Origin of the sequence: Mucilaginibacter sp. SJ (genome assembly GCF_028993635.1) — a bacterium.
Lineage (GTDB): Bacteria > Bacteroidota > Bacteroidia > Sphingobacteriales > Sphingobacteriaceae > Mucilaginibacter.
Genome location: NZ_CP118631.1, coordinates 1251571 through 1264234 on the forward strand (window position 1 = coordinate 1251571; position 12664 = coordinate 1264234).

Annotated in this window: 7 protein-coding genes; 2 read left to right on the forward strand and 5 right to left on the reverse strand. The window is 41.4% G+C overall.

Annotated features, from left to right (window positions below; genetic code table 11):
* Positions 1-23: 23 nt before the first annotated feature.
* Positions 24-998: a YeiH family protein gene (locus MusilaSJ_RS04915; protein WP_274988939.1), complete on the forward strand. Its 975-nt coding sequence runs from the start codon at positions 24-26 to the stop codon at positions 996-998.
* Positions 999-1264: 266 nt separating this feature from the next.
* Positions 1265-4186 carry a ligand-binding sensor domain-containing protein gene (locus MusilaSJ_RS04920; RefSeq protein WP_274988940.1) on the forward strand — a complete coding sequence of 974 codons (2922 nt, stop codon included), beginning with the start codon at positions 1265-1267 and terminating at the stop codon, positions 4184-4186.
* 110 nt (positions 4187-4296) lie between these two features.
* Here the strand turns inward: MusilaSJ_RS04920 and MusilaSJ_RS04925 are convergent, their stop codons facing one another.
* The 5 genes from MusilaSJ_RS04925 to pdxR form a co-directional block, all read right to left on the reverse strand.
* Positions 4297-5058, reverse strand: coding sequence for a ThuA domain-containing protein (locus MusilaSJ_RS04925; RefSeq protein WP_274988941.1), 762 nt, complete (start codon positions 5056-5058; stop codon positions 4297-4299).
* 23 nt (positions 5059-5081) lie between these two features.
* Complete coding sequence (locus MusilaSJ_RS04930) at positions 5082-6215, reverse strand: redoxin family protein (RefSeq protein WP_274988942.1); 1134 nt, start codon at positions 6213-6215, stop codon at positions 5082-5084.
* A 17-nt stretch (positions 6216-6232) separates the two neighbouring features.
* Positions 6233-8077: a glycoside hydrolase family 9 protein gene (locus MusilaSJ_RS04935; protein ID WP_274988943.1), complete on the reverse strand. Its 1845-nt coding sequence runs from the start codon at positions 8075-8077 to the stop codon at positions 6233-6235.
* 672 nt (positions 8078-8749) lie between these two features.
* Complete coding sequence (locus MusilaSJ_RS04940; RefSeq protein ID WP_274988944.1) at positions 8750-10009, reverse strand: DUF5009 domain-containing protein; 1260 nt, start codon at positions 10007-10009, stop codon at positions 8750-8752.
* Between the two features lie 1095 nt (positions 10010-11104).
* Complete coding sequence (gene pdxR / locus MusilaSJ_RS04945) at positions 11105-12598, reverse strand: MocR-like pyridoxine biosynthesis transcription factor PdxR (protein ID WP_274988945.1); 1494 nt, start codon at positions 12596-12598, stop codon at positions 11105-11107.
* Positions 12599-12664 lie beyond the last annotated feature (66 nt).

Sequence of the window (12664 nt, forward strand, 5' to 3'; positions counted from 1 at the left end):
TTGTATCAATAGAACAAAGGAAAATGAATACCCCACATCAATTAAACAACACTGGCGGCCTTTTATTAAACATCAATGAAAACGCCCGCAAGGTTATATTCGCAGTTTGTATAGTGCTATGTTTAATGCCCTTTATAAGCCCGGCAGTTGCCTTATTATTAGGCTTAATAGTAGCGCAATGTTCCGGTCATCCCTATCTGCACCTTAATCATAGGGCAACCCATATTTTATTACAGGTATCAGTGGTAGGCTTAGGCTTTGGCATGAATGTGCACAGCGCATTGCAAGCTGGCAAAGAAGGTGCCCTGTTTACGATTGCTTCCATCACCGGAACACTACTATTTGGCACGCTGATGGGCAGATGGTTGAGCATCGAAAAAAAGACTTCTTTTTTGATCTCATCAGGAACTGCTATTTGTGGAGGAAGCGCAATTGCAGCCATATCACCGGTTATTAAAGCCGAAGAAAAGCAGATCTCCGTAGCGTTAGGTTGCGTATTCATTCTCAATTCAATAGCCCTATTCGTTTTCCCAGTGATTGGTCGTTATTTTAATTTATCGCAAACGCAGTTTGGTTTATGGTGCGCGATTGCCATACATGATACCAGCTCAGTAATGGGTGCAGCAAGTAAATATGGTGCTCATGCGTTGGAAGTAGCAACTACTGTCAAGCTGGCCCGGGCCCTGTGGATAATCCCGGTAGCATTTCTATCTACCATTCTGTTCAGGAACCGGTCGAAAAAAGTAAGCATCCCTTATTTTATCGGTTTGTTTATATTGGCAATGATTGCTAATACTTACGTGCCTGTTATAAAGTTGGTAAGCCCGTTTATAATCAACATAGCAAAGGCTGGTTTAACACTTACCTTATTTTTAATAGGTGCGGGCCTTTCACACAGGGTATTAACGTCGGTTGGATTGAAGCCGCTTCTGCAGGGAGCAGCGCTTTGGGTTGCGATATCAGGCGCAGCATTGTATGCGGTTATGCATTTAGCTTAGGTCATGCAATTCAACGCCCCTACAGATGTTTGATAGCTACACAATGGTGCATTGCTATTTTGGTTTTATAGATAGTCTCTGCCCCTACAATACCACTACGCAATCTATTGCAGGTTTACCACATGTGCGTTTTTTTCGCGTAGCAATATTAGCGAACTACATACTATATGTAAAATGTTGATTAATTTACGGCTCTTAATTAGGCCCGCATTTGCAGGGTTAATACTAATTATCAATGGGTTTAAACCCTTGCCAGGAAACCGTTAATGAAAAAAAGCATTCTATTTATTATTGTTCTGCGCATATTGATCTGCACATCTTCTGCTCAAACTACCCTTGGGACACCCGCTATCAAAAGCTACACGCATAATGAATATAATGCAGGGAGCGAGATTTGGAATATTAAACAAGACAAGAATGGGATTCTTTATTTTGCCAATGATGAAGGCCTGCTGACATTCGACGGGAGTTATTGGAAAACATATCCGCTTCCTAACAAAAGCGCCATAAAGTCTGTAGCTATTGATGCCTGGGGACGTATTTATGTTGGCGGTCAGGATGAAGTAGGCTATTTTTTTCCTGACAATGCAGGCATTCTCAAATTTCATTCGCTTAAACAACTCCTGCCCAAAAAAGCAAGGCAGTTTGCCGATATCTGGGATATTGTTATCCATAATAATGAGGTATTCTTCAGGACCATAGAGTGTATCTTTGAGCTGAAGAACAATACCATGCACACCTTTGATGCACCGGGGGGCTGGACGCTGCTAAGCCGGGCCGGAGGTAAGCTGCTTGCTTATGACAAAGCCATTGGACTGGTTATTTTTAAAGATTCGCGCTGGCAAGCCTCCGTTCAACAACCAACAAAAGCGTTGAGCATTACCGGTATCACCGAGTTTAATAAAGACACCTTGCTGGTAAGCACCCGCAAAAATGGCCTCTTTATCATTACAGGGTCGTCACTGGTTAAAAAAAACACGGTTATTGATGGAATCCTGCTTACTGATCTTATAAACTTCATTCAAAAAATTGGCGCCGACAGGTACGCCGTTGGCACATCAGCAAAAGGGCTGATTATTATTGATGGCAAAGGCAAGTCAATAGACCAGTTCTCCAATAACCAGGGGTTACAAAACAATAATGTTCATGGTATACTGTTAGACAAAGATCATAATTTATGGCTTGGACTGGAAAATGGGCTCGATTTTATCAATTATAACACCTCCGTTAAAAATATTTATCCTAATCGCGAAAACCGGGTAAAAAGTAATTCGGTAAGCATTTTTAACAACAAGTTGTATATCGGAACATCAAACGGCTTGTATACAGTATCGATAGGCGCGCAGCAAAAAGATATCAGCACGGCCACAGGTGCTTTTACAGAAGTGCCAAACACTAAAGGACAGGTTTTAAGCCTTACGCAAATTAACGGGCATTTATTGGCCGGTCACCAGGATGGTGTTTTACAGGTAGATGATAACCAGGCTAATCTGATAACCCCTGGTCCGGGTGCCTGGATGATGAAAGCTTTCCCTGCTTCGCAGGATGTGATAGCGGGGACTTACACCGGCTTTCAGCTCTTAAAATACAATGGTGCCGGATTTAGCTTTGAAGGAAAAATAAATGGTATTTATGAATCATTAGGAAACCTCGCGGTAGATAAGAGCAATTTTGTGTGGGCAACGCACCCCTACAGGGGTATTTTTAAAGTGCAACTATCCACTGATAGAAAAAAGATAGTTAGTTATACGCAATATGCCGAAAAAAGTGGTTTGCCATCGGCGCTAAATAATCATATATATTTTATTAAAAACAAAGTAATAGCTGCAACCGAAAAAGGTGTTTATGAGTATAATGCCACCGAAGGCGACTTTGCCCGGTCTGTTTTTTACCAACCTATATTTGGCAAAGCAAAAATCGAGTTCCTTACAGAAGACGGCGAAGGCAATATCTGGTTTATCAGCAACCAGCGGGTTGGCGTAATTGATTTTGGGAAAAGATCATCTAACGCATCTTATAAGGTGATCTATTTCCCTGAACTGGCCGGGCAAACAGTAAAGGGGGCAGAGTATATTTATCCACACGATATGGAGAACATCTTTATCGGCTCAAACAATGGCGTATTTCATTTAAATTACCGACGATATGTATCTTCCAATAACAAACTCAAGGTATTGCTTACTGCAGTAAAAGCTATGGCTGAAAAAGACAGCCTTATTTTTGGAGGATATTTTGTTAAAAACAACCGGATCGCATCAGCACAAAACACGCAACTTATTGCCTCGCTGTCCAACCACTGGAATTCTTTTCATTTTGAATACACCTCTACCCTGTTTGCACAAAAAAGCAACGAGGAGTTTAGCTATAAATTAATAGGTTTTGATAAAGATTGGTCGCAATGGTCGGTTAAAACAGAGAAGGATTACACCAACCTTCCCTATGGCCAATACACGTTTTCGGTAAAGGCCCGTAATAATTTGGGTACAGCATCTTCTCCTGTCAATTATAGTTTTATTGTTGAGCCGGCGTGGTATCAAACTGTTTGGGCCTACCTGGCTTATTTCCTTATCATAGCTTACGCTGTTTATATCGGCATAAAGGCACAGCAAAAACGTTTCAAGCTGTATCAGCAGCGCCATGCAGATGAGCAAAAAAGACTAAGCTACCTCCATAGCCTTGAACTTGACAGAAATGATAAAGAGATCATTGCCTTAAAAAACGAAAAGCTTGAAGCAGAGCTAAATTACAAGAACAAAGAACTGGCCACGCTAACAATGCAAATGGTTAACCGCGGTAAACTATTGCTCAATATTAAGGACGAACTGATGGTATTAATCAAAAAACTTAACATTCCTGATGCATCATACCAATTCAGGAGTGTGTTTAAATTATTGAGCGATACCGGGAAAAGTGATGATGACTGGGATAACTTTTCCATGTATTTTGACCAGGTGCATAATAACTTTTTAACCACCATGAAAGCCAAGTTCCCCGGTTTAAGCTCAACCGATTTGAAGCTGTGTGCTTACCTGCGGTTAAACCTTTCATCAAAGGAGATAGCGCAGTTACTTAATATTTCGCTGAAAGGCGTTGAGATCAGTCGTTACCGGGTACGCAAAAAACTGCAATTAGCTACCGAAACCAATCTATATGATTTTTTGATGGATGTTACTAAACAATCCGCGTAAAACTGCTTCCAAATTTTACTACTTTCCAGCTACTATCAAACAAAGCGCTGCTTTCCATAGGTATGTCTTGTTTTAAAAATGCTTTTACTCAATCCCGGTTAACTACGTATTTATTTTCCGGCGGCCCAGAATATCGCATTGCTGAAAAGCCTGGTATAATCCTTACTATCAAAAAGCACAGGCGAGTGTCCCATAAAGATGTAAACGTTACGGGCTTTTTTTTCGGGGTTAATCCATACTACAGGATGGTCACCCATGGTAATGCCGTCTTTAGGTTCATAGGTTGATTCATCTACCGAGGCCAGCACATGTACATTAGGCCTTGGATCTTTGTCATAAGTGTACCATTCTTCCTTCTGAACCAGGAAAGCTGGTGATACACCTTTCATTACCGGATGGCTTTGATCTTCAATATTGACAGTGCCTTTGGCAAAGGTGGATATGTAGTTTTTATAACGGATCTCCCCCATAAAATTCCAGAACCAGTTCCACATCGGGTAGCCATCAAACTCGCCCAGCAGGGTTGCATGGTGAAAACCTATCCAGCCTCCCTTACCCTCATCAATATATTTTTCAAAGGCTTTTACGGCTTTTTCCTTCCAGGCATACGGCGGGTAGTCCAACTGGATAAACAATTGATAATTAGATAAAAAATCGTCATCAATTCTATCAGTACTTTGAATATAATCGACAGAAAAATTACTGTCAGCAGCCAGCTTGTCCAGCCATACCTTTGCCACTTTTGAATATTCAATGTGATGGCCCCCGTTTTCATACAGGGCTATTACTTTAAAACGCGGGGCCTTTTGTTGTGCCGATGCACTGATAACGATTAACAGGCAAAAATTGAAGACCAGGGCTGTTTTTTTCATATCGATGATTCTGGGTTGATGCTTTATTTATAGATTCTGCCCATCATCGGGTTATTCCAGATCACTTTCTTAACTTCCACCAGGTCAATTGTGCCCTGGTGGCTGTATACAACCTTCCCGTCCGGGTCAATCAGTATGGTATAAGGTAAAGCTCCATCCCATTTAGGGTCTACCGCCTCTATCATTTTATATTTATCATCACCTGTGTAGATATAGTTAGTACCTGATGACTGCTTGCGCTGTAAAAACTTCAGGGCTTTATTTTTATTAGCCGGATCATCAGCGCTGATGCTTACAAATTCCAGGCCCCTGTCGCGGTAAAGCCTGTTCAGGGTGACCAAATCATCAAACTCCGCAACGCAGGGGCCGCACCAGGTAGCCCACAGGTTGATAAGCCTTAACCTGTCCGAATGATTTTTTACTACTATTGCAATTCCGCTGGCGCTGATGGTATCAAGTTTTACCGGCTCCTTTGCCCATTGAATTTGCGCCTTATCTATCCAATCCTTTTTCTCGGCCCATTTAACCGAGCAGCCAAAGGTCTTGGTAACCGGCACTGCTATTTCTTTGCCTCCAAGTACCGCATCAATAGCGTTACGAGCATCCAATGATTTGGGTGTTTTGGCAGGGTTTTCCATATCATCTATCCGGCCATTGTAACGCAGCTTCCTGTCTTTATCAAAAACAAAAATATGAGGGGTAGCAACCGGGCCATATTTATTGGAAGCTACTTCGGTTTCGCCATCATACAGGTATGGGAAGTTAAAGCCTTTATCTTTCGCCCGTATTTTCATCTCTTCAAATGAATCACCTAAATCACTATAGCCCAATTCATCATAGCGTAATGAGGCAGGATTATTGGGATTAATTGCTACTACACCAACTCCCTTTGGCGCATAGTCGCTGGTTAGTTTGATTACCTTGTCTTCATAAGCCTGCGAGGTAGGGCAATGGTTGCACATAAAAACCACAATCAATACTTTAGCATCTCTGAACGATTGCAAAGTGTATGTTTTGCCATCAATACCGGGCAGACTAAAATCTGGCGCCGGTGCTCCTATCGCCAGTGTTTTATGTTCATCAAAGGCAAAAGAAAACATCGGCAAAACCAACAGCAGCCCGAAGACGAAACACAAACCGGTCTTAAACTTCTTCATAGAGATATAGTTTACAATTAATCACTCGTTGATACTGCCAGCAGGTACCAGGCCGTATGCGGAAGCCATTGCTCGGCCCACCGCCAGTCAGAATCTTTACCTGATACTGCATAAGGGATATTGAAATCAATATCATCCTCATTATCAAAACCTGAAGTAATACCATTTACAATACCGCCTGGCGCGTTAGTATATTCAAACGTACCAAAGAAGCCATAAGCTGGATTATTATGCCCTGTGCCCTGCAGCATACTGGCATCAAAGGGGTTCAGGCCCAGGATCCAGTTCAGCTGATCTATCGCAAAGCCGGAGAGCTGGTCATGAAAAGTCTTATCATCTTTAAACAGGCTGGCAGCCATTCGTGCAGCAGTGGCTACTGAACCTAATCTCGCGTTTTCGCCCTGCCACCAGGGCGAAGCGTCGCTGCCATGCGGAAAAAAGAAAGCGCTGTACCGGTTGCCCAATGTATCCTGCACCAGTTCGCGGCTGTAACCAAAGGGATTGTTTACTTCGTGAGTAATGGTCAATTCAAATTCCATTGACTTTCTTGCTGCTGTTTTGATCTTTGCCTGCAGATCCGCAGAAGCGTAGGGATAATAATACAGCAGGCTTACTACAGGCAAGCCAGCATCTGATGGATGAAAAAAAGGCCTGTCGCTATCGTCAGCGCGCCAAAAATTCTGGTATTTATTCCAAGTGGTCAGCCGGTTAAGCAAGTTGTTAGCACGCTTTTCGGCAGCAGTTTTATATATTCCCCTGCGAGTTGCTTTGTATAATTCCGTAGCAGCACTCAGGGCACAATAGACATCAAGGATATTTTCCGTTTTATCATAGTCCATTTGCAGGTTTTCCTTTTCCAAAAAGGCAAAAGCATTTTCGGCAGCTTTCAGGTAATCCGCATTACTAAACTCACCCGATGTTTGATAAGACGAAGCCATAGCCAATGCCGCAATAGCAATCCCCCCACCCGATCGGTAACTGACCTGGTAGGTACGCCAGTTTTTGCCTGCGGTAGTTTTGGTAAACGACTGGTCTTTGGTTTGTTTAATCCGGTAATTGCCTTCATCTGCCTGGATCACCCTGTCCTTAGGCAATTTTCCGGGGCCAGGCGATGACACAGAGCGATAAAATGAACCGTTTTTTGCCTGCATCCGCACTAAATAATCAGCGCCATACATGGCCTCGTCTAAAATTCTCCGGTTAAACTGGCGGAAATCAGTTCCCGGGCGGGCGTTTAGCAGCTCATATGTTTTAAACAGACTAAAGGCTGTTAAAGAGATTTGCTGTGGATTAAAATAATTAGAAAATGATAAATGCGACAAATGTTTGCCATAATCGCCGGTGGCATCATACCAGCCACCGTGCGCGTCAATAGTATCCGTTGTGCCCGGTAATACCAGATGATGATCGGCCTTATCCAGCAGGCCCGAACTGCGCTGCCCTTTAAAATAATATACTACATCGGATATAGTGGCTTTTTCGAGTACATTTTTGCCAATGGTAAATGGGTATGATGAAATTATTCCTTTGGGTGAAGTGAATTGAATTTTATAAGTCCCAGGCACGGTAAAACTGCTGAAATCAATCGTCCAAAAATCAAAATTTTTCCATTTGCCAACCGGGCCGCTGTAAGAGATCTTTCCGGTAAATACAGCTTTACCCTTATCTGCATCAACGAGGTTAAATGATGTAAATGTAAGACGGCTGTCGGCAACTATAACGGCATGTTTTGCCTTGTTATCCTCATAACCAACGTGATTGGTTACCACTTTAATATTTTGTGCCTGTACAAAAAAAGGCAGACCGAACCAAAATAAGGCAGTGGCCTTAAACAGGATATTGATGTGTTTTTTCAGACTCATATATAAAGTTAAGGAATTGCCTTGCGGTTTAAGCATGAATGGTTATGCAACCCACGTCAAAACTAAAAGATTAAGCTTCGCCCGGATATTTTTATGCCACTACATTAGCACTACCATAACTAAATACTTCAATTTGTTACAAAGCCACCTTCGCTGACTACCCCGGCAACAGTACTAAGCCGGAAGTCAAAAGTCGTTTTTTTATATTTCTGTGCTTAAAACCTACAGCTTTGGGCTAATGACTACATAGCACTTTATCGATAACACAATAGTAGTGGTATTGTAGTGGCTTCAAAATAGCAATTGAGTAAAGTTTGGCTGATAATTGCAGAATATAAAGTTTCATCCCTTATATAAACGCATCAGTAGTATAGCTGCATCCTAATTGCGAAATTTTGCTTGACGCCGATGCAAGTGCATTGATTGCCGATATACCAGATAACGCAATTATAATTAGTAGCTTTTATTATAATCAACCTAAACCTAAAAGAGGCCGCTTGAATTTACAGGGGGCCTCTTTTGAAGATGCTTTCAAGGTTCTTTAATCCAAGTGTCTGATAGCCGTATCAAGTAAGTACTCATTTTGTCACCAACATCTCCCAGAATATTTCACCGACCAGGGTTACATTAATAATGGAACTGTTGTCATGAGGTTTTAGGTATGTATAATAATTAAATTTTTAAGCGTAATCTTTTCTTCTCGAGTAATCCGACAAATAAAACGATGATCACAGCCGTTATAAAAGAGCGCAATAGCCCCGGAAACCCATTATTAATAACGCCGGGATAGTTAATATGGAACAACTCTAATATAAACACCTGGAAATACGGAATCAGGTAGCAGGTTAAAGTACTGGTGCCTGCCGGTTTGATCCAGTTAAAGGCATTTATTTTTCCTTTAACGTCTACCATATATATCAGCATCAAAAAGGCTAATGTGGTAATTCCGGAACAAATGAATACCCATGCAGGTGTTGAGCGGATCTTGGAAATACCTTCGGTATAAAGCCTTAAAGCAAAACCTGCTACCAGGAATAAAATACCGATGACAGCCAGTGTAGCCCAAATACGTTGTGTTTTACACTGTTCAACCAATTTAGCGTAGATTCCTGATATTATCACACCACCCATGGTTAAGGTCATGGTTGATGCATCGTTGATTATCCAAAGCGGCTTTAAAAAGATAATTGCATTGCCGAGGGAACTGCCGGTAACATCTTTTCCTGCAATGGTTACCATCGTTTCGTCGTGCAACACCTTTATCTTTAATATGGAGTGCGCCAAAATGTTAATGGCAGCAAGCACTATCCATGCTACGATAAGGCTACTCAATTTGCCTTTAACTGCGAAAAATATCAAAGCACAAACCAAATATGCCCATCCTATCAAACCCAATATTCCCCACCATGAAGGCTCCATACCCCGAACCTCGCCATCTTCGCCGCCTTTATAAATCACCGCCATGACTATCAGCATAGCAATTCCTAATATCTGCAAGGCATATCTTTTAGTCTTTGCCATAGTTTCCGGATAGTCGAGCCAGATCAGGAAGAATGCCATGGTAATAACCAGTGCCCATGCAGCCTTCGAAATTAATGCCGCCGATGAATTATACTCTTCAAGGTTTACATGGTAAAAACCCATAATGAGCAGCGCCGCACTGCGTACCAGGATATAAAATAACACCTGTCTGGTGCTATCTCCTTTCTTGATCCGGTTATTAATAGCAAACGGTAACGACAAGCCCACAATGAACAAAAACGCCGGAAAAATAGTATCAGCAAACCCCATCCTGTCTTCAAAACCTTTGGCGTGGTCTATCCATTCGGGAATATGCTTTACACCGCCGGCATCGTTAACAAATATCATCAGGAGCATAGTAATCGCGCGCAATACATCTATTGATAAAAGGCGTTTGGGTAATTGCTGCATACTTTATTTAGGGATTTTCATTTAATTTTTACGGAAAATAGTAAATTATGGCTTGCGATATATAAAATATTATCGCCGTACCTACCAAATGCCACCCTGGTTTATAAGGCACTGGTATAAATCCAATAGATCATTAATGCACAAATCTACCCGATAGCACGATCTGATGCTATAATCGCGGCACTATATCACCACTACAATAGGCAGCATTCAAATAAATAATTCAGCGATTAATAACGCGGGAATTAAGAAAATTCGGGTGCAACAGAAAAGACCCGGGGGATTGTTCAACAACAGATACAGACCGGTCACAAATGGTATAAAAACGAAAATGGGCAACCAAAGGCCGCCCATTCATTAACTGGTTTTAGTGTCCAATTATTTTGCAGTTTTTCTTGCAGGGATTAATGGAACGATAATAACAGCTAAGAAAAGGGCAACTTCTAATACGGTTAACATAACTTTAATTTTTTAATGTTTAATTACTGAACTAACAATGTTTTCAGGAAATACAACCGTTCCTACAGGCACGCCGTGGCAGGGATGTAAGAACAATTGTAGCATTCCTGCCACGGGTTCGGCTAAAAACATGCCATTAAAAAATCAAGCCTATAAATCAATACTTTAAGCCAAAAACGTCATTTTTTAAAATTAGGCTTTCTTAAAAACCGTGCTCAAAAACGGAAGTTTTCTAAATTTTATTTCGTTTTTTACCCTTATCGATAAAAAAAGAAGGCCGAATTGATATATAAAAAATCATTTAACCATTTTTCGGTAGATTATTTTCCTAAAAACAGCTAAACCAGCAGAAATTTATGTAAAGAGAAATTTATTTCGTACGCTATTTTCACATAAGACTTTAGGACGTAAAAAATCCTTTCACAAACATTTTTCCGTAAAAAAAATCACCCTGAATGTTGAATAATTTACTGCTTAGCAATTTTGAAAAAAATAACCGACAATTTGTCACCCACATGACAAACGCAAATTTTGGCAGAAAATCATTAGCTTAAAAACCTGACACTCACTGACAAAGCATGACACTAACATCATTAAAACTATGCAAATCAAAGCATTTAACCCTATGCCAAACTTTTAAACTTTTGGAAGACTTTTAAGAATGGCCTTTTTCCAGATATTTACTGCTTCATGCATTTCCTTTTCGTTTAATGAGGCAAACCCTATCCGTACAAAGCTGTGTTTAAATGTTTTATCATAATAATAATCATGCCCCGCACCTATAGACAGCCCCAGTTCATTAGCTTTTTCTGAAACAACGGCAGTGTCCAGATCATGGAGGTATTTAACCCATATGGCAAAACCGCCACATGGTATTTTAAAGGAAATATAATCGCCCAATTGCTCCTGCAGTAATTTGCAAAGAATATCCCGCCGTTCGTGATACAGTTTATTGGCTTTTTTAAGGTGCCTGCCAATGTCTCCGTTCTTTAATAAACTTGCCATAGCTTCTTCTAACAGGTGCTCCCCCTGGCGGTCAATCAGCCTGCGTAAGCGGGTGGCCTGGAGTAAAAAATTAGCCGGCGCTACCATAAAGCCAATACGAATGCCCGGCGCGATGGTTTTGCAAAATGAACCCACATATATTACATTGCCATAATAATCTGCACTGGCCAGCGGTAAAATAGGGCCGCTTGTATAATGAAAGTCAAAATCGTAATCATCTTCAATAATGGCAAACTGGTATTTTGCTGCCAGTTCGAGTAAACGCATACGCCTCTCCGAGCTCAGCGTTACCGTAGTAGGCTGATGATGATGCGGCACCACATAAAGCATACGCACCTTTTGTGCTTTACAAATAGTTTCAACAGCATTAATATCAATACCGTAGTCATCCACAGGAACAAATTCCAACCTGGCGCCCGCTTGCTCAAACACCTCATTTGCACCACTGTAGCCTGGGTTACCTACAATTACAATATCATTTTTATTAATCAGTACCTGTGCGCACAGGTAAAGTGCCATTTGAACGCCTTTGGTTATTAAAATATCATTAGGTGTTACATGCAGGCCACGGGTTTCACCCAAAAAACGGGCAAGTTCGTTCCTTAAATTTTCGGAACCCTGCTCCAGCCCGTACATCAGGTATTTATGCGTAAAATGATAACCTGCCATCCGTCTGTATTCGCGCACCATCAGGTCGACAGGCGCAATGCGGGTATCTGGAAACCCTTCGGTAAACGTAATATTGCCATCAGGCATATCCACAAACATGCGCTGAGGGTTGATCCTGTTATCATCAACATTGAACGAAGTTTCATTTGCCAGGCTATGTTTCAGAACAGCTTTTTCAATAGGCCGGGGTGTAACATCGGGCAGGTTTTTAGCGACGTAAATCCCCTTACGCGATATAACATCAACCCAGCTTTGCGCATAAAGTTCGTCATAAGCTGCTACTACTGTTTTACGATGTACGTTTAACGACGCCGACAACGCACGACTGGCAGGAAGCGCAGAGCCTGGTTTTAAGGTCCCCTGCCTGATATAATTGATAATACCGTTGCTAATTTGCAAATAGACGGGCACCTGGCTGCTTTTATTTACACTTAGTAAACTTTCGATGAGCATCATACTGGACTATCTTTAATCTATTTTCTGGACTACAAGTATAGTCCAAAAGCATGGTATTTTTGATCA